Source organism: Pseudoalteromonas sp. MM1, assembly GCF_030296835.1.
GTDB lineage: Bacteria > Pseudomonadota > Gammaproteobacteria > Enterobacterales > Alteromonadaceae > Pseudoalteromonas.
In genome coordinates this window covers 525,787-543,990 of the sequence record NZ_AP027922.1, presented here as the reverse complement: position 1 = coordinate 543,990, position 18,204 = coordinate 525,787, and the positions used below count along the sequence as shown (strand labels likewise).

The window sequence follows — 18,204 nt, the reverse complement described above, 5'->3', positions numbered from 1 at the left end:
GTTCTCACTTTAAATCGTAAAAAGGTTTGCTCGGCTCAAACTTTAAAGATTTGAGCATTTGAATTGCTTGAGCACTTGCATTACCTGCGCCATATGGATTTATTATTGTTTCGCCTTCGGTTTTATAACTACCAGTAACAGCAGTCATTATTGCTGCTGAAATAGCGTCTTTTGTTGCTATGCAGTTAAGTACACTTTTAGCAGCTAAACGGCCTTTTTGCCTTACGCCTATATTAACTGTAGGCACATTAAATGCGGGCACTTCAATGATCCCACTTGATGAGTTGCCAATAACAACAGCGGCGTTTTTTACCGTACTTAGATAGCGCTTTTGTCCCAACGAAGGTATTGCACAAACTCTATTAGGATGTTGTTTAGCATAGTTTTCAAGTATTGGTATGATACGGCGCCCACCATCATCGGCATTTGGATAGGTTAAAATAATTTGATTATCTTTAAACTCATCTAACGCATCTAGTAATGCTATAAAGCTTTGCTCTGGAGGCTCTTCACCTAGCGTTACCGGATGATAGGTAACAAGAAAGTAAGGCTGCTTCAAATTAAAACTTAATGAGTTGCCAATTTCATTTACACTCATAAAGTCACTACGTGCTAAATGATCAAGGCCAATTGCGCCAATGTTTTTAACCCGTTCAGGTGCTTCACCTAGCTGTATTACACGTTTGCGATACTCTTCGGTTGAGGTTCCGTGTAAATAGCTCAGCTTAGTAATAGCATGACGAATAGCGTCATCATAAGCACCTTCGGTAATTTCTCCGCCATGTAGGTGCAAAATAGGGATGCGCATTATCATCGCAGTTTGAGCAGCTGCCAATGCTTCGAAGCGGTCACCTAAAATAATCAATGCATCGGGCTTCAATCGACTTAACGCATCTGTAAATCCAAGTACGCCCAGTCCCATACTTTTAGCGGTACCGACGGCCGTATCTGATGAAAGTAAAATCTCTATTTTTTCATCTATAGTAAAGCCATCTTGCTCTATTTGTTTATAAGTTTCACCAAATTCAGATGATAAATGCATGCCTGAAACTAATAGCTGTAATGTAAGCTCTGGATCACTTTGAATATCTTTTATCAACCAATATAGCAGCCCATACTCTGCTCGAGTACCTGTAAATACAGCTATTTTTTTTGTCATTACAATTTGCCTAAACTATTAACTGGAGAGCTTGGTATATTAACTAAGTGCGCCTCTATAAACTCTGAATGGCTTAAATCGCCTCTCATTGCCTTTTCGAACATAGGTAAACGATGCATTAATTGCCAAACTGGTCGGGTCATTACGCCATCAGCATTAGTCTGTTTTAATAGTTTTTCTCGTTCACTTTGATTTGGACAAATAATGGCGTTTAACCAATAGTTTGATTTTGCATAATTAGGCTCAGTGACAAATTTAAAATCAGACCCTTTAAAAAAATCTACATATAAATTCGCAAGATGACGTTTATTTTCTACAAATGCGGCCAAATTTTCCATTTGCGCGCAGCCAAGTGCTGCGTTTAAGTTAGGCATTCGATAATTAAAGCCCGCTTCATCATGAAAAAATTCATACGGATGAGGCACTTTAGCTGTGGTAGTTATGTGTTTGGTGCGCTGCCCTGACGCTAAGGTTTTGCATAAAACCATACCGCCCCCACCGGTGGTAATAATTTTATTTCCATTAAAGCTAATTGCGCCAAAGTCACCTAAGGTACCGGTATGCTTACCCTTGTAAAAAGAGCCAAGGCTTTCTGCTGCATCTTCTACTAAAGCGATTTGCCACTCATTACACACACCTATTAACTCATCAAGCTCAACAGGATGCCCAAATGTATGCATTGGAACCACTGCCTGAAAGCGTTGCTTTGTGATTTTATGCACGGGACCCGACTCGGTTAATACTGCATATTGCTCTAAAAAAGCAGACAAAGCTTTAGGGCATAACCCCAAGCTAACGGGTGATACGTCAACAAATGCCGGCTCTGCTCCCATATGATGCAATGCATTGCAAGTTGCTACAAAAGTAAGAGCTTGAGTAATAACGATATCGTTACTTTTAACTCCCGCCATATACAGCGCTGCATGCAACGCTGCGGTACCATTTACAGTAGCAACAGCTTTTGCGGTTCCGGTGTAATTTTCAATGTGGCCTTCAAAATCATCTACAAATTTACCAACACTTGATACAAATGTACTGCTTATCGTTTCAGATACATATTGTTGTTCATTTCCTGAAAACGTTGGTGCGTGTAAAGGAATAAACTCGTTCGTTTGGTAGAGATCTTTCACAAATGAAACAAGCTGTTTAGTCATGATATATTTGCCTAATTACATTTTACCATCAAGGTATTTGCCCGTTTCTTTATGCCCAAAGTCAGGTAGCATTTTAAAGAAAAGCGACACAATTTCGTCTTTTGTCCAAGATTTATTAGTTTTCATTTGAGTAATTGCTTCTTCAAATTCGGCTAACAAAGTTTGTTCGAAAATAGCGTCATTTTTAATAATGCCTAAGTTTTCAAAACGTTCCATATCTAGTGTTTCATTGTCGGTAAAAAATTCTTCAAAGTCTTTTTCGCCTGTGGTGTCACTTTCAGTAAATAAACATGGCCACTTACCTTGAGCGGGTAGCGTTTTTACTAGCTCACGTGCTTCGTCTTCAGTTTTACATAAAAAAGGTTCGTAACCACGATCTTGAAGGTATTTTACAGCAATATCTGCAAAGGTAATTAAGTGTAAAGCTTCACTTAGTTTTGGAAAGAAAATGTCTCTATTTTCACCAAAAATACAAGACATTAAACATAGTTCACCAGACTCTTGGGGTGTAACAAAGTAGCGTTTTATATCGCTAGGAGCAACTATTGGTTGCTGCTTTTGTATACGCTGGTTAAAGCCATGCAATAATGACCCATCTGAAAAAGCAACGTTGGCAAATCGAGCGGTAGAAATAGCGATTTTTTCGCTTTTACGCATTAAAAACATTTCCATAATACGTTTAGATGCTCCCATCATATTTACTGGGTTTGCTGCTTTATCTGTAGATACACAAAAATATTTTTTTGCACCACAATCAATCGATTGCTGAATCGTTTTATCAGTATTAAATACATTTACGTCTATCATACGCATCAAAGTAAATGGGTCTTTTTCACTGCGTACATGTTTAAGTGCCGATAAGTTCAATACATAGTCATATTGGCCATCTGCTTTTATAAACGCATCGTATTCTACTGAGCCAATATCAAGCGCGAATGTTTGAAAATCGCCGTCGATATAGCCAAACGAACTACGAACATCACGAACTAACTCAACCATATTATTTTCGCTAATATCGACAACATGCAGTTTTTTCGGGTTGCGTTTAAATATTTCTTTAGTGACAGCTTGGCCTATTGAGCCTGCACCTCCTAATACTAGAAATGAAGAGTTTGTTACAACATTTGTTAACTCAGTTTCGCTTTTTGATATGTCTTTTAAAAAAAGCTCTTTCTTCCGACCAATGAGTTTAAGTATATTTTCCATCTTTCCACTTATTTTTTATATTTCAGATAGCCTTTTAAGGCGTAAACTACAAAATATTTTATAGACCTTAAAATATTTAGCCCCTGAACTTCTCTGTATAAATTCCACTGGGACTTCAAAACTTTAAGTTTGTTTTGAGTCATTCCAGAATCAGCCCTATATAGAGCCAAAACAGTTGGAATGCTGTACGCATAAGGGGTTTGTTTTAATATATTCAGCCAAAGACCCATATCCTGCCTTTTACGAATTAGAGGCATATATTGCTTACCTAACAAGCCACTATCATAAACTGCCGTCAGACAACCAATCACATTGCTGCTTAATAATTTCTTATATGTAGTAGTGCTTGGAGGAGATATAACACCCTTTAAGTGTTCAGCTTCCATTTTTTGGTATGCAGTAAAAGTAAAAGCATAATTGTTTTTAAGCATAAAACTAATCTGTTTAGTGAGCTTTTCTGGTAACCACAGGTCATCCGCGTCTAAAAAAGCAATAAATCGACCTTTTGCTTGTTTAATAGAGTTATTACGTGCAACCCCTGCCCCACCATTTTGCTCATTTATAAATAACTTTATTCGATGATCTTTTATAGCGTATTCATTAATTATTTTCTGAGTAGTATCAGTAGAGCGATCATCAGTTATCAATAACTCCCAATTTTTATAGCTTTGTGTAAGGACCGACTCAATGGATTCGGAAATGTAATCTTCCGCATTATAAGCAGGCATAATTACTGATACTAAAGGCTCTTGCATTATCGGCCCATACCAAAAATAACCGTTTTTACCGTTAAAAGTAATATTTTAAAATCTAATAACACTGAATGGTGTTTAATATAGTGAATGTCGTACTTGTGCTTCCATATAGCGTCTTCAACCGATGCACCATAAGGGTAACTTACTTGGGCTAACCCAGTTACACCAGGTTTAACTGCATGGCGAAAACGATAGTAAGGTATTTCCTTTTCTAAATCTTTTATAAACACTTCACGCTCAGGCCTTGGCCCGATTATTGACATAGTGCCTTGTAATACATTTATAAGCTGAGGTATTTCGTCTATTCTTGTTTTTCGTATAAATCTGCCCACTTTAGTCACGCGTGCATCGTTTTTTGAAGCCCATTGAGCACCATTCTTTTCAGCATCATTACGCATTGATCTAAATTTATATACTTCAAATTCCTTATTGTATTGCCCAGTACGCTTTTGTTTAAAAAGCATAGGCCCAGGGCTTTCAAGCTTAATGAGCAGCGCTGCAATTAATGAAAAAGGGATTGTGAGTATAAGTAAGATAATTGCACTAAAAATATCTACAAAACGCTTAGCAATTTGGGTTCGTTGATTTGATAATATTGAAAACGCTTTTTGGTGCAAAAAGTAACTGCTATGAAGTAAACGAACCTCTGTATACTTTAATCTATCATCTAAATAGCTAACTAATGGCTCAACCCAAGCTCCGCACTCTGTTGCGTTCACTAAAAACTTACGCTGCTCTTTAGTCAAATGGGCGCTTTGATAATGGCAAACTACTTTTTTAGTAAAATCTGTTATCGCGTAGTCATTTATAACAATATTGAATGAGTAATCATCTATGATCGTAGTTATTTTTTCTGCGCATTCCTCAGGGCAAAAAACATATATAGTACTTTGCTTTAATGCCTCTGATTTAGATTTGAAACTTTCTGTTATGAAGATTGACTCCTCTAAACTAGTGTTTAAAGGTTGGTCTGTTGTAACTGGATCGCCTACTTTCAAAGTCATATACTTCTCATTTTATATTTATTTATCTGACTTATATTCGTAATTGTAATAGCCATAATAACCATATGCATTACTCGCCTTTTTAACTACACCGTTAAACACTAAGCCTTTTACATCTATGCCATTTTGTTCAAAACGGTTACGGGTTAGTTCTATTTCACGCAGGTGGTTTTGGCCAAAGCGTGCCACTAATAAGGTAGTGCCTGTGTGGGCACTCACTATAGCAGGGTCTGTTACCGCGAGTATTGGCGGGGTATCTATAATTACGATGTCGTAAGCAGCGCTAACCTCTTCCACCAACTTACTAAAGTTACTGTGCATTAACAGCTCTGATGGGTTTGGTGGTATTTGCCCGCGTGTAATTACATTCAACCCTTCAACCTTGGTTGGTTTAGTCACTTGCTCTAGGTTTAAACGCCCCGATAGGTAATCACTTAAGCCGTCATCCCACTTTAAGCCAAACTGTGTTTGTAAGTAGCCTTTACGCATATCGGCATCAATAATCAGCACTTTTTTGCCGCTTTGGGCAAGCACCGAAGCTAAGTTAACCGATATAAACGATTTACCCACACCAGGGCTTGGCCCCGATATAGCAATAATATTATTTTTAGCTTCCATCATCGCAAAATGTAAGCTGGTACGCAGGCTACGTAGTGCCTCTATTGAAAGGTCTGCCGGGTTATCGAGCGCGAGTATGGTTTTTGCTTTTGCGGCTTTATTTTTACGCGCTTTAGTAAAGCCGGTTAGCTTATCTTGATGGTCTGAGTGCGGTACACTTGCGTAAACGGGTATGCCTAGTGCCTCTATCTCGCTTGGGTCTTCTACCCCTTTATGCATGGCTTTTTGTATAAGCACAACTGCAACGCTTAGCATACCGCCAAGCATAGTCGCCATAACCACTATTAATGCTTTTTTAGGCTTAACTGGTTTTGTGGTGTTTACCTCGGCGTAGTCAATAACGCGCACATTACCTACGGTGCCTGCACGCACTATGTCGAGCTCTTGGGTTTTGCTAAGTAGTAAAGTGTATATTTGGTTACTTACCTCAACATCGCGCTTTAAACGTAATAGCTCTTGTTGGGTTTCGGGCAGGCTACCTACCTCACCAATTAGTTGATCTTTTTGTTTTTCTACCGCTTGAATTTGCTCAACAATACCTTGGTATGATGGGTGGCTTTTTTTGAATTTACGACCGAGTTCTAAGCGCTTTAGGTTTAGCTCTTGTAGCTTAGTCTCAAGTTTAACAACTTGCTCTAGTACACCTTGGGTTTCGAGCGTTATGTTTATAGACTGGCGTTTTATTTGGTAGTCGTTAAAGCGTTGTTCTGCATATTCAAGCTGTTTTTTAATTTCAGGTAATTGTACTTCTAAAAACTCGAGCGACTTTTGTGCCTCTGCACTGTTGCGCTCAACGTTACGGCGTACATAAATAGCGGCTACTTTATCAAGTACTTTTTCAGCATAACTTGGTTTTGTGCTTTGCAGGCTTAAATTAATTATGCCTGAGTCTTTACCTTTTTCGCTTGCACCAATAGCTGCTTGTAAATCAAGTATTGTATTTAGGCGATCTCTACGAGTAATTATAAACTCTGTACCTGGGCGCGCGTTAAGCTCGCGTACTGTTAAGTTAAACTTGCCATTAGTAAGCTCCTCGCCTACTTTACCAGCGAGTATTTGGTTGCCATCAGCGTTTAGAAGAGCCACCCCATTATTTGTTTGTGCCACAAGGGTAAATTTTCGATTTATAGCAGTGCGCGGTACGTCAAACCTAAATATGTTTATGCTTTCGCCACCCCACGCATAACTGCTTGCACCAAAGCTTGGCTCGGCTAGGTCGCCCTCTTCCATTGGCATAAACTTACGATAAGCGCGATTACCAATAAAAGGGAAGAGCTTAGGCTCAGCTGTTATATCAAGCTTGAGTGTATCTACTGCCTCGCCAATAACACTGCGCGATTTTAGGAGCTCTATTTCGGTTACTGCGGCCGATGTACTTTCGAACATTCCGGCCATGTCGTCAAACCCTGGGACCGATGCGCCGCCATCTTCTACCTGTATCATCGCGGTGGCTTGGTAAACCGGTGTACTTAATACAGCATAAACCACACCTACAAACATAAATAATGCGGTTATACCGGCTATAAAATATTTACGATCGAGCAATGCACCTAGTAGTGCCATTAAGTCGATTTCTTGCGTGGGTTGTGCGGTATTTTTACTTTTATTACTAGGCTGGGCAGTCATTAATTTAGCCATTCCTTATAAATACTTTTGCCAAGCGCTGCATGCGCTATCGATTAATGTATAAACGTGTTCAAAAGCCTCTTGGCTTTGGCGGTATGGGTCGGGTATTTCGGCGTTGTTGATCCACTTACCGAGTAAAAAGGTTTTACCGCGCGCCTCTGGGTAACGGGCGTGTACATCGTTTAAATGGCGTTCTTCCATTACTAAAATAACACTGTTTTGTGCCACTAAAGCCGATGTTAATTGGCGCCCTTGGTGGGCATCCATATTTACACCATTTGCCTGTGCAATTTGCTTTGCTGTGGCATCGGCAGGTTTGCCTTCAAGTGCGGTTAACCCAGCCGATGATACTTTAATATTTTTACCTTCAAGCTTTTGCTTTAATACATATTCACCGGTAGGGCTGCGGCATATGTTGCCCGCACATACAACTAAAACTGAATCAAACATTTTAAAAACCTTTTAGTTGTTAATATCGTTAATGTTATCAACTGTAGAAACTGACGGTAGTAATAAGCTTATTACGCGGTTCCAACGTGCAAGTGGTGCAGAGGTTACATATACAATGTCGCTTGGCTCAAGTTCAAACTGCTCTGCTAATACCATAGCTGCAATATTTTTTGCATGTAGCTGGTATACGTTTGCAATATAGCCCGTTTGTTCTACGTTGCTTTTACGCAGTACAAATACGCCATTTGCATCTGCTGTTGCTTCGTTTAAACCGCCCGAATCACTTAATGCTTCGGCTAAGTTTAAACCGTAGCGATTAAGGGTTACTGACCCCGCTTTTTTTACATCGCCTAGTACAAATACTTTTTGTGCATCGTTACGGCTTACATGCACTATATCACCGTGTTGTAGTAAACGGTTTTGCGAAATGTCACCGTGGGCATAAAAATCATCAAGCTTAATAACTTCTGTTTTATCGCCTCGGGTAAAGGTAACGGTGCGCCAATCGGCTGAATCGGTTAATCCACCCGCTTGGTTTAGCGCATCAATAAGGGTAAGGGGTATTTCGGTTACGGGGTAAACGCCAGGCTTATTTACCTCACCTGTTACGTATGCTTTTTGGCTTCTAAAGCCCACTACTTTTACATCTACCTGTGGGTCTTCTATCACTCGGCTTAAGCGCTTTACTAGGTCGTCGCGCACTTGGCTAATTGTTCGGCCTGCAGCAGGAATGTTAGGGGCATACGCGTAGGTAATTGTGCCGTCTTTTTGTACGCGAAAGCCGTCAAACTCTGCGGTACGTTGTACAGCAGCTGGTATTGTAAGCTCAGGATGATCCCATACGCCTATTGTAAGTACATCACCTACACCTAGTTTGTATTCGTAATCGCTGGTATTAACACCCGCACTGCTTGAAATAGGCTTAGCCGCTGCTTGCGCTAACTTTTGTTTATTTAAAAGCTGCGAGTCGATAATTTGGATGTTTACTTTTTCGAGATCTTGCTCAAGGTTATATGTTTGTTCGCCTGAATCTATGCCTTCAAAATGGCTACCGGGTACTATTGTACACCCTGATATTGCTAGCATTACGAGAGAAGTTGCGAGTGATTTACAGCTTAACGCCATTGTAGAATCCCAAAATTATTTTAAATATTGCGCTTGCTCACCAACCTTGGTGAGTACTTATTTTTTAGCGGTGTAATTAAAGCATGAGGTATGTTTACACGCAAGCGAGAATCGGTTTGTTTGAGCTATCAGCTATCAGCTATCAGCTATCAGCTATCAGCTATCAGCTATCAGCTATCAGCTATCAGCTATCAGCTATCAGCTATCAGCTATCAGCTATCAGCTATCAGCTATCAGCTATCAGCTATCAGCTATCAGCTATCAGCTATCAGCTATCAGCTATCAGCTATCAGCTATCAGCTATCAGCTATCAGCTATCAGCTATCAGCTATCAGCTATCAGCTATCAGCTATCAGCTATCAGCTATCAGCTATCAGCTATCAGCTATCAGCTATCAGCTATCAGCTATCAGCTATCAGCTATCAGCTATCAGCTATCAGCTATCAGCTATCAGCTATCAGCTATCAGAATAATGTACATACTGGTTTTAATAGCAACAAATTTATATCGTGCTTTGTATTATTTTTTAGTGGCATAAAGCCTAAGCGCGCCAGTAAGCTAGGCGCCTACAACGTTCCCCTCTAAAGCGCAGCGTGTCTTAACCTCTTTGTGAATTAATTTTTTATTTTTTGCACAAAGAGAAGCAAAAGAGGAATAAATGAGAAAACTTATAAGTAGCAGCGAGTATAAAACCCACGTAGGCGTGAAGTTTGCTCACGCATTTTTTATAAATATGTAAAAGCGTTGCTTTTAAACGCCAGCAAGCTGCGCGTCTACAACACAATATACACCGTTCATAAAACCCACGTAGGCGTGAAGCTTGCTCACGCATTTTTTAAATACGTAAAAGCGTTGCTTTTAAAACGCCAGCAAGCTGTGCGTCTACAAGTTGTCTAGCCCTTCGGGCACGTTCCAGTTCGTCGCAGAGCTCCTCTCGCTCCAGCTTGAAAGCAAAACTTTTTGCTTGTCTAGCCCTTCGGGCACGCTTCCGCCCCTAGGTTGCAGTTCCTACGTACTGGTATTTCTTAACTTTTTAGGTGCAAAGGCGTTACTTCGGTTAAACCTTTACCTTTAACCTTTACCTTTAACCTTTACCTTTAACCTTTACCTTTAACCTTTACCTTTAACCTTTCGCCTTTAATCTTCATTGCGTAATATCTTTATTCTCAACACTTACTTCGATTTTTTGATTAAGTAAGTTAATAAGTAAAATACTGCGCATATCGCCGTCGGGCTCTTTGTATATTGCTGCAACGTTATTAAATGTATTGTTATGTACGCTTACTGTGTCGCCTGCTTTTGGTATTGTTGATTCGGCAGAGCTTGTGCGTTCGTATTTAAGTTGCTCTATTAGAGCTTCTGGTACTATTTGGTAACGGGTGCCATAAGATACAAAGCCATTTATGCCGCGCGTATTTTTTACAGCAGAAAAGTTACCGTTTTGAGACTCTAAGCAAATAAATAAGTAGTTTGGAAATAGAGCAGACTGTTTAACAGTTCGCCTGCCTTTGATGAGTTTTTCTGTGGTTAATTTTGGATAAAAAACTTCAATGCCTTGATTAAGTAAGTTGGTGGCTGCTCGCTCTTCTTGGCGAGGTTTACATGTAACTAAATACCAACTTTTCACAGCAATCCTTACTTCATACACAATTGCAACAAACACAACATTATTTTTAACAGCAACTGATTATAAACAATTTAAGTTTCTTAAGTAAATAGCCGTTTAAGGTAAATACGCACTTACTTTGTTAACAGCAGCCATTATATTTGTTGTAGCTATTGCTGTTTATATAATCTAAACCTAGCTTAAAATACGCGCTTAGGCTTACTATTTAAACGCGATATAAAGCCTAAGTGCGCCAGCAAGCAAAGCGCCTACAAGGCTACCCTATTTATAAATTAATAGCTTAAAAGGCTATTGCACAAGGAGAAGAAAAAGAGGAGTAAATGAGCAATGATTATGCAAAAGCAATTATATATTCTTACTACTCTATAACGCAGCGTCTCTTGTCCTCTTTGTGAATAAATCACTAAAATCCCATTGGGCAAAGATAAGTAAATCAATACTTACAAGTAGCAGCGAGTTTACCTCACGTTTAGCTTTATTATTTAAACGTCACATAATGCCTAAGAGTGTTACTAAGCAAGGCTCCTTCAATAACAATACACCTAAGTTTTGCTTAAATTACTGTTTAGCCCTACTTTTAACTTTACTCTTAAAAAACTAAATAAAGATACTTATGCAAATACTTCACCACGGAGCGGTAAATGGTGTAACAGGCTCGTGCCACGAGCTCGTTATTAATAGCCAAACCAGCATACTAATAGACTGCGGGCTTTTTCAGGGGGAAGACGCAAAAGATGATTTATCAATAGAGTTTAATGTTACGCACATTACTGCGCTTATTGTTACGCACTGCCATATTGACCACGTGGGGCGAATCCCCTATTTATTAGCAACGGGTTTTAAAGGCCCTATTTTTACTACGCTTGCCTCAGCTAGTTTGCTGCCACTCGTGATTGAAGATGCGTTAAAAGTAGGCGTTACCCGCGATACAAAAATTATAAATGCGTGCTTAAGTTTGTTAAACAAGCGTATTGTTGCCGTTAATTTTAATACTTGGTTTGCGCTACCTTGCGCCAACGAGCAAATAGCTAAAGCGCGCTTTCAGCGTGCTGGGCATATATTAGGCTCAGCTTATGTGGAAATAGACATAGGCATTAATACAAAGAGTAATAGAAGCCATAGAGTTGTGTTTTCGGGCGATTTAGGTGCGCCTTACACGCCGCTGTTACCGGCTCCAAAGCCTCCTTATAAAGCCGACACATTAGTTATAGAGTCAACCTACGGCGATAAAAACCATCAAGGCCGTAAAGAGCGCACTCAAACACTAAAAAACGTAATTGAACGCGCAGTCGCAGATAACGGTGTGGTGTTAGTGCCGGCATTTAGTATTGGCCGTACACAAGAGCTACTTTATGAACTAGAACAGCTAATACATCAATCAGCTAAAGGATCGCCTTGGCGAAAAATTCATGTAATTTTAGACTCCCCCATGGCTGCCAATTTTACCGAGCAATATATTAAATTTAAACATTTATGGGATGCAGAGGCTAAACGTAAAGTAGCCAAAGGCCGCCATCCGCTAGATTTTGAAAACCTAACCACGGTTGATACCCATAGTGAACATATCGCCATTATTAATTATTTAGCCTCGCGCCAAACCCCTGCCATTATTTTAGCTGCCAGCGGTATGTGCAGTGGTGGGCGAATAGTAAACTACCTAGAGCGTTTTTTAGGTGACAAAACAACCGACGTATTGTTTGTTGGCTACCAAGGCCGCGGTACATTGGGCCGCGATATACAAAAATATGGCCCCCGCAATGGCTATGTTTTTATAAACAATACACGCATTACAATTAATGCACAGGTGCATACCATTAGCGGCTACAGCGCCCATGCCGATCAAAACGGGTTAGTTAAGTTTGTAACCGGCATGCGTAAAAAGCCAAGCCATATAAAAATTGTGCACGGCGATAATGAGGCAAAGCGCGCATTAGCAAGTAAGTATAAAGAAATATTGGGGAGTGAGATTAAAATTGAGATAGGAACTTAATAGGCGTGAGGCTTGCTCGCGCGAAAAGGATACAAAAAGGAATAAAACTATATGGCTAACACGCATAAACGTTTAAAAGGTAGGTGCCCTACCATTAATGCTTTTTATTCCATAACTTTATGTTGCGATTTCCGTAAGCCATTGTTTGCTAATTATTTAAATGCCCGGTTGATAGCTAGAGAGCTTGTTTTATTTTCAAAAGTAATTCTCATAACACTATTTGCTTTGTAATTATGCCTGATCATATACGTTGGCTTTTTCAATTAAATCGTAGCTCAGAATTATCTAACCTTGTCAGAAAGTTTAAGAATATTACAACTTATAGGTTTAATAAGCATAACGGTACAAACGGGAAGATATGGCAAACAAATTATTATGACCACAAAATTAGAGGTGATGAAGATTTAATAGCTCAAGCTAGGTATATAGTAGCGAACCCTTTACGCGCAAAGTTAGTAGACAACATAAGCAAATATCCGTACTGAGGTTGTGTTTATTTGTAAAAGCTACGCTTTTAAACGCCAGCAAGCTGTGCGTCTACAACACAATATACACCGAGTATAAACCCCAAGGCGTGAAGCTTGCTCACGCAATTTGGTAAATATATAAAAAGCGATGCTTTTAGTGCGCCAGCAAGCAAGGTGCCTACAACACAATAAATATATACCAAACTTGAAAGTACATTTATACGTGAGGCTTGCTCAAACAAATAGGCTGCAAATTATTAAACTATTGCAGCCTAGCCATTTTAAGAGCCACTTACTTTGGGTAAAGCGGTAACATTGGTTTGGCTATTTTGCTTTTCTTGCCAGTTGAGGTCGCATATTCCGTCGGTAGGAGAAAATGCAGTGGGTGCTTGCAACAACAGTTTACGTATTAGGGGGTGGTCTGTATCATCACAAGCTGCTTTTAATTTGCCCAAAAATGGTTCTAGCTCATGCCATGGCATTTTTATCTCTTGTGCACTTAAAATTCTTGGGTGGTCAGTGCCAATAACATTGTCGCCAATAAGCAGCTCTTCAAATAACTTTTCGCCTGGGCGCAAACCTGTACATTTTATTTCTATATCACCATTTGGGCGCTTTTCGTGCTTAACTTCAAGCCCTGACAAATGAACCATTTTAGTTGCTAAGTCTTTAATTTTAACTGGCTCGCCCATATCTAGCACAAATACATCGCCACCTACCCCCATGGCTCCTGCTTGAATAACAAGCTGAGCAGCTTCAGGTATGGTCATAAAGTAACGAGTAATATCTTGGTGAGTTAATGTTATTGGGCCGCCCGCTTTAATTTGTTTTCTGAACAGTGGCACAACAGAGCCTGATGACCCTAATACATTACCAAAGCGTACCATTGTAAAACGTGTGGTATTTTGAACCTCAGACAACCCTTGCAGCACAAGTTCGGCCATGCGTTTTGTAGTGCCCATAATATTTGTTGGGCGCACGGCTTTATCGGTTGATATAAGAACAAACGTGTCTACCTTTGCATTTATTGCTGCCGTAGCTACGTTATAGGTGCCGTAAATATTATTACGAACACCTTCAACTACGTTGTGCTCTACTAATGGTACATGCTTATAGGCAGCTGCATGGTAAACAGTTTGCACGTTAAAAGTTGAGAACGTTGATTGAACCAACTTTTTATTTTGTATTGAGCCTAATATTGGCAATACTTCTATATTTAAATTATTTGCGTTGCAGTACTCCGATAGCTCTTTCTCTATTGCGTATAAAGCAAACTCCGAAAGCTCAAAAAGTACAATTTTTGTAGGCTTATTTTTAATTATTTGTCTGCACAGTTCAGAGCCGATTGAGCCACCAGCCCCTGTAACCATAACTACTTTGTTTTCTATATTTGCCGACATTAAATCTTGACGAGGCTGTACAGAGTCTCTACCTAGTAAATCGTCTATCTCTACATCTTTAACTTCATCTAGGTTAGTCGTGCCCGAAACAATATCTGCCATCCCAGGTACGGTCATTACTTGTAGCTTGAACTTTTCTATTGCGTTAAGCACCTCTTTTCGACGGCTTCTTGAAGTGCTTGGCAAGGCAAGTAAAATTTTATTTGCGCATTTTTGTTTGGCAATTTCGGCTATTTGTGAAGGTGCATGCACACATATACCCTGAATTAACGATAAATGCTTTTTAGGATCATCATCTATAAAGGCAACTGGCGAATACTCTGGGCCATTAGCTAATGCAGTTGCAAGTTGGCGCCCCGCTGATCCCGCTCCGTATATAATAACCCCTTCTTTTCGGCGCATTGTTATTTGCCCAACCACAGCGCGTACGGTTAGCCTTGCTCCACCTACAAATAAAATACAAAAGCTCGCATATATAAACGGTACTGTACGCGGGACAGGTGCGCTTAAAAAGAAAGACAAAACGGTTAAGTAAACTGTAGAAAGTACTACACCAGCAATAATGGCCCACATAGCTTGTGTATTCATATAACGAAGCACGGCCCGGTATAAGCCAAGCTTAACAAAACTGAACAAGCTAAGGGGTAATACTGTTGCCAGTAGAATCCATGTGTGTGTATTTTTTAAAACAGCCGTGCTATCTAACCTTAGTAAAAAGGCGAGCCAAAAAGCGACAATAATAAAAATGCTATCTACAACAAGTGATACAACTCTTTTTTGGGGGCGAGGCAAGTTAACTAAGAATTTTAAAAACACAATACATTTCCCTGAAGCTAGCAGTGATACTGCTATTCTATTGATTACAATTTTACTACAAGATGAACAACTATTGCACTTAATAGTTAAAGACTATATGTAAAAGATTATATAGTCTTTATGTATTTGGTTACTTTTTGTAAATTTGTGTGTTATTTGGCTATTTTACCCTATCGCCACTGCCACTTCCTGTGACGGTTTGTAGTATATAAGTGAAGTAGTATTTTAGGTTAAGTGTGGCGATCATTTTTGCATCAGTTTCAGCTAGTAGTTCTGGAGTAGACATATCTATTTCGTTTACTTGTGCTAAGCCTGTTATACCTGGGCGCACATCGTATATATTTTTAGCATCGCGAGCTTGTGTTAGCTCTTCTTGATTAAATAACCCTGGGCGAGGCCCAACTAAGCTCATCTCACCTTTAAGTACATTCCAAAGCTGCGGTAGTTCATCTAACTTTGTTTTACGTAAAAAGCCACCAAAGGGTGTAATAGACGCTGTACTAGCTAAGTGACTCGCTACAGAGGCTGTATCTACGGTCATTGTTCTAAATTTAACTAAAGTAAACGGGTTTTTATTACGGCCAACGCGCTCTTGCATAAAAAGTGGCGAGCCGGTATCAAATAGGCCAATAATATATAAAATAATTAAAAATGGCATAGTAAGTACCAAACCCACTAATGAAAACAAAATATCGAGCGTACGAATCATTAATTAACCTATTTAATTTTTGCAGATAATTTAAAGCTATTTTCAACTGAGTATGGAGGTACCCAATTGAGTGTTTTTTTGGTGTGCGTGATATCAACTTGTAGTGACCCTATTAACCTATCAACAATTTGTTTTTTTCCTAATACTTTACCAGCGAGTGAAAATAACGTTGTTGGAATTGGGAGTGTTAAGTTTGACTTACCCTGCACCTTAGCCATTAATTGTACCATTTCGGCAGTAGAAAGGTCATGATCATCACTTACTAAAAACACTTGATTAGCCGCATTGGGGTGTTCAACACACACTTTTATAAGATCAACTAAATTATAAACAGATACTAAGCTTCTTTTATTGTTATTTATTGATCTAAAAGGTAGAGGAAAACCTTTATTAACTAAACGCATTAAAGATGCAAAGTTAGCCTTTACACCTTCTCCATATACTAAAGGTGGCCTTATTATTACTATTTCCATCCCCGTTTGTTGCCCTAAAGCGAGCAATTGCTGCTCAGCCTCTGCTTTTGAAATGCCATATGGATCTTCTGGGGCGCATTCTTGTTCATTAAAAGGCTTACGACCTGTCGTGCTTTCGCCATTTACTTTAATAGTACTTATAAATATAAATCGCTTTACACCTGCTTTAGCTGCTTGAGAAGCTAAATTTAAGGTTCCTTTTGTATTTACAGCTCTAAATTCATCTATTGGATTTGCTGAGTTATCATCCATTATATGTACGCGAGCGGCGCAATGAATAAGCACTTTAACTTCACTTAAATCTAAATCTTGAACTGGGTTACTAAGATCAAAAAATTGATGTTTGTAGCTACCCGTAATTGGCTTGCGCCCTAATAACACGCACTCTTCGGTGTTTATTTTTTTTAGTAGCTCTGTACCAACAAAGCCACTATAACCAGTAATAGCGATCATAGTTTATTATCCAGCAATCCTTTATATATTTTGATGTGAGAATCCACTACAGCTTTAACATCAAACTCTTTTTCTGCAAATACTCTGGCTTTAATCCCCATTTCAATACGTTGTTCAGGGCTATTGATTAATTGAATAAATGCATTAGCAAGTGACTGCCCATCCATTGGGGGTACTGCGAGTCCTGTTTCGTTGTCTATAATTGCGTCATTACAACCTGGGTTTGTAGTCGTTACTATAGCTCTACCACATGCTGCAGCTTCAATGAGTACTTTTGGTACTCCCTCACCATAAAATGATGGAAGAGAAACAATATTTACATCAGAGAAAATATTTGGAATGTCGCTGCGGTGGCCTAAATAGTCAATTATTCCCTCATCTACCCATTTATCGATTTCAGATTGCTTTATTGTATTTGGGTTTTCTGGGTCCGGCGTTCCTATAAGCAAAAACTGTGTATTAGGAAACTGGGTTTTAACCGCTTTAGCAGCCTCTATATATTGATAAACACCTTTTTCTCGTAATAAACGACATGCCATTGCGATTTTAATGTGCGGGCGGTTTATTTCAGGGATGTGATTATAAACAGATAAGTCAGCCCCAGAGCCTTTAATAAGCACTTTATCGCAAGCCTTAAGATTAGCGACTTCTGTTAGTATTTTTTCATCCGATCTATTTTGAAAGATAACGGTTTTATTTTTGTGCGCTAACGCAACTTTATATACCATGGATGCTATAAATTTAGTTAGCTTTGCTCTAAATGTACTTGCAGTAAATACATAGCCCAAGCCTGATATAGCAGCTACAAATGGTATTTTTTGTTTAATTGTTTTTAGTACTAACCCAGCGTATAAAACAGGCTTTATAGTTACTGCATGGATAACAGATGGCTGCTCTTGCTTTATTAAATTACGTATAGCTTTGAGTGTTTTAAATTCATTGCCTATGCTGCCACCACTGCGGGTGAACGGTAGTTCAACAACGTTAAAGCCCATCTCTTTTAGCGCTTGCTTATGCTCGGTAAAATGACAAGCTATAGTGACTGAATATCCTTGCTTAAGCGCTTCTTGCGCTATAGGTAAGCGGTGTGAAATAAAGAACCAGTCCACATTAACTAAAAATAAAAGTTTAGGCATTAGCTCTATCCCTAAGTTGATAATTTGAAAAAGTTT

The 18,204-nt window shown here is 39.2% G+C and carries 16 protein-coding genes; 3 read left to right on the top strand and 13 right to left on the bottom strand.

The window, feature by feature from the left end; all coding sequences use genetic code 11:
* Positions 1-4: 4 nt before the first annotated feature.
* Genes neuC through QUE46_RS02295 form a run of 8 tightly spaced genes read right to left on the bottom strand, consistent with a single transcriptional unit; the run spans position 5 to position 9,097 of the window.
* The gene (gene neuC / locus QUE46_RS02330) at positions 5-1,159 is read right to left on the bottom strand and encodes a UDP-N-acetylglucosamine 2-epimerase (RefSeq protein WP_286246048.1); all 1,155 of its coding nucleotides are present in this window, start codon (positions 1,157-1,159) and stop codon (positions 5-7) included.
* Complete coding sequence (locus QUE46_RS02325) at positions 1,159-2,313, bottom strand: LegC family aminotransferase (RefSeq protein ID WP_286246047.1); 1,155 nt, start codon at positions 2,311-2,313, stop codon at positions 1,159-1,161. Before QUE46_RS02325 ends, neuC begins: the two co-directional genes overlap by 1 nt.
* A gap of 15 nt (positions 2,314-2,328) precedes the next feature.
* Positions 2,329-3,519 (bottom strand): UDP-N-acetylglucosamine 4,6-dehydratase, encoded by a 1,191-nt coding sequence (locus QUE46_RS02320; RefSeq protein ID WP_286246046.1) that lies wholly within the window; start codon positions 3,517-3,519, stop codon positions 2,329-2,331.
* An 8-nt stretch (positions 3,520-3,527) separates the two neighbouring features.
* Positions 3,528-4,274, bottom strand: coding sequence for a glycosyltransferase family 2 protein (locus QUE46_RS02315; protein ID WP_286246045.1), 747 nt, complete (start codon positions 4,272-4,274; stop codon positions 3,528-3,530).
* Complete coding sequence (locus QUE46_RS02310) at positions 4,274-5,278, bottom strand: sugar transferase (RefSeq protein WP_286246044.1); 1,005 nt, start codon at positions 5,276-5,278, stop codon at positions 4,274-4,276. Before QUE46_RS02310 ends, QUE46_RS02315 begins: the two co-directional genes overlap by 1 nt.
* Positions 5,279-5,296: 18 nt before the next feature.
* On the bottom strand, positions 5,297-7,522 hold the full coding sequence (locus QUE46_RS02305) for a polysaccharide biosynthesis tyrosine autokinase (RefSeq protein WP_286246043.1): 2,226 nt from the start codon (positions 7,520-7,522) through the stop codon (positions 5,297-5,299).
* Positions 7,523-7,537: 15 nt separating this feature from the next.
* Positions 7,538-7,972, bottom strand: coding sequence for a low molecular weight protein-tyrosine-phosphatase (locus tag QUE46_RS02300; protein ID WP_138686047.1), 435 nt, complete (start codon positions 7,970-7,972; stop codon positions 7,538-7,540).
* A 12-nt stretch (positions 7,973-7,984) separates the two neighbouring features.
* Complete coding sequence (locus QUE46_RS02295; protein ID WP_286246042.1) at positions 7,985-9,097, bottom strand: polysaccharide export protein; 1,113 nt, start codon at positions 9,095-9,097, stop codon at positions 7,985-7,987.
* An 83-nt stretch (positions 9,098-9,180) separates the two neighbouring features.
* Between QUE46_RS02295 and QUE46_RS02290 the strand changes: the two genes are divergently transcribed.
* Complete coding sequence (locus QUE46_RS02290) at positions 9,181-9,570, top strand: hypothetical protein (protein WP_286246041.1); 390 nt, start codon at positions 9,181-9,183, stop codon at positions 9,568-9,570.
* Positions 9,571-10,241: 671 nt separating this feature from the next.
* Here the strand turns inward: QUE46_RS02290 and rfaH are convergent.
* A complete protein-coding gene (rfaH, locus tag QUE46_RS02285) occupies positions 10,242-10,724 on the bottom strand; it encodes a transcription/translation regulatory transformer protein RfaH (RefSeq protein WP_286246040.1) in 483 nt (160 codons plus the stop codon).
* Between the two features lie 613 nt (positions 10,725-11,337).
* Between rfaH and QUE46_RS02280 the strand changes: the two genes are divergently transcribed.
* Together QUE46_RS02280 and QUE46_RS02275 are read left to right on the top strand one after the other, a co-directional pair.
* Positions 11,338-12,714, top strand: coding sequence for an MBL fold metallo-hydrolase RNA specificity domain-containing protein (locus QUE46_RS02280; RefSeq protein WP_286246039.1), 1,377 nt, complete (start codon positions 11,338-11,340; stop codon positions 12,712-12,714).
* Between the two features lie 191 nt (positions 12,715-12,905).
* Complete coding sequence (locus QUE46_RS02275; protein ID WP_286247654.1) at positions 12,906-13,199, top strand: transposase; 294 nt, start codon at positions 12,906-12,908, stop codon at positions 13,197-13,199.
* A 263-nt stretch (positions 13,200-13,462) separates the two neighbouring features.
* Here QUE46_RS02275 and QUE46_RS02270 read toward each other — a convergent pair whose 3' ends face one another.
* The 4 genes from QUE46_RS02270 to QUE46_RS02255 form a co-directional block, all read right to left on the bottom strand.
* Entirely contained in the window at positions 13,463-15,397 is a 1,935-nt protein-coding gene (locus tag QUE46_RS02270) for a nucleoside-diphosphate sugar epimerase/dehydratase (RefSeq protein ID WP_286246038.1), read from the bottom strand.
* Between the two features lie 160 nt (positions 15,398-15,557).
* Positions 15,558-16,106: a sugar transferase gene (locus QUE46_RS02265; RefSeq protein ID WP_055018655.1), complete on the bottom strand. Its 549-nt coding sequence runs from the start codon at positions 16,104-16,106 to the stop codon at positions 15,558-15,560.
* Positions 16,107-16,114: 8 nt separating this feature from the next.
* Positions 16,115-17,032 (bottom strand): SDR family oxidoreductase, encoded by a 918-nt coding sequence (locus tag QUE46_RS02260; RefSeq protein ID WP_286246037.1) that lies wholly within the window; start codon positions 17,030-17,032, stop codon positions 16,115-16,117.
* Positions 17,029-18,168 carry a glycosyltransferase family 4 protein gene (locus QUE46_RS02255; RefSeq protein ID WP_286246036.1) on the bottom strand — a complete coding sequence of 380 codons (1,140 nt, stop codon included), beginning with the start codon at positions 18,166-18,168 and terminating at the stop codon, positions 17,029-17,031. The genes QUE46_RS02260 and QUE46_RS02255 overlap by 4 nt, the downstream gene beginning before the upstream one ends.
* Positions 18,169-18,204 lie beyond the last annotated feature (36 nt).

Excerpts from the sequence above, each read along its gene's own strand:
- neuC (WP_286246048.1), bottom strand. The coding sequence starts at position 1,159 with ATGACAAAAAAAATAGCTGTATTTACAGGTACTCGAGCAGAGTATGGG.
- QUE46_RS02325 (WP_286246047.1), bottom strand. The coding sequence starts at position 2,313 with ATGACTAAACAGCTTGTTTCATTTGTGAAAGATCTCTACCAAACGAAC.
- QUE46_RS02320 (WP_286246046.1), bottom strand. The coding sequence starts at position 3,519 with ATGGAAAATATACTTAAACTCATTGGTCGGAAGAAAGAGCTTTTTTTA.
- QUE46_RS02315 (WP_286246045.1), bottom strand. The coding sequence starts at position 4,274 with ATGCAAGAGCCTTTAGTATCAGTAATTATGCCTGCTTATAATGCGGAA.
- QUE46_RS02310 (WP_286246044.1), bottom strand. The coding sequence starts at position 5,278 with ATGACTTTGAAAGTAGGCGATCCAGTTACAACAGACCAACCTTTAAAC.
- QUE46_RS02305 (WP_286246043.1), bottom strand. The coding sequence starts at position 7,522 with ATGACTGCCCAGCCTAGTAATAAAAGTAAAAATACCGCACAACCCACG.
- QUE46_RS02300 (WP_138686047.1), bottom strand. The coding sequence starts at position 7,972 with ATGTTTGATTCAGTTTTAGTTGTATGTGCGGGCAACATATGCCGCAGC.
- QUE46_RS02295 (WP_286246042.1), bottom strand. The coding sequence starts at position 9,097 with ATGGCGTTAAGCTGTAAATCACTCGCAACTTCTCTCGTAATGCTAGCA.
- QUE46_RS02290 (WP_286246041.1), top strand. The coding sequence starts at position 9,181 with ATGAGGTATGTTTACACGCAAGCGAGAATCGGTTTGTTTGAGCTATCA.
- QUE46_RS02280 (WP_286246039.1), top strand. The coding sequence starts at position 11,338 with ATGCAAATACTTCACCACGGAGCGGTAAATGGTGTAACAGGCTCGTGC.
- QUE46_RS02265 (WP_055018655.1), bottom strand. The coding sequence starts at position 16,106 with ATGATTCGTACGCTCGATATTTTGTTTTCATTAGTGGGTTTGGTACTT.
- QUE46_RS02260 (WP_286246037.1), bottom strand. The coding sequence starts at position 17,032 with ATGATCGCTATTACTGGTTATAGTGGCTTTGTTGGTACAGAGCTACTA.
- QUE46_RS02255 (WP_286246036.1), bottom strand. The coding sequence starts at position 18,168 with ATGCCTAAACTTTTATTTTTAGTTAATGTGGACTGGTTCTTTATTTCA.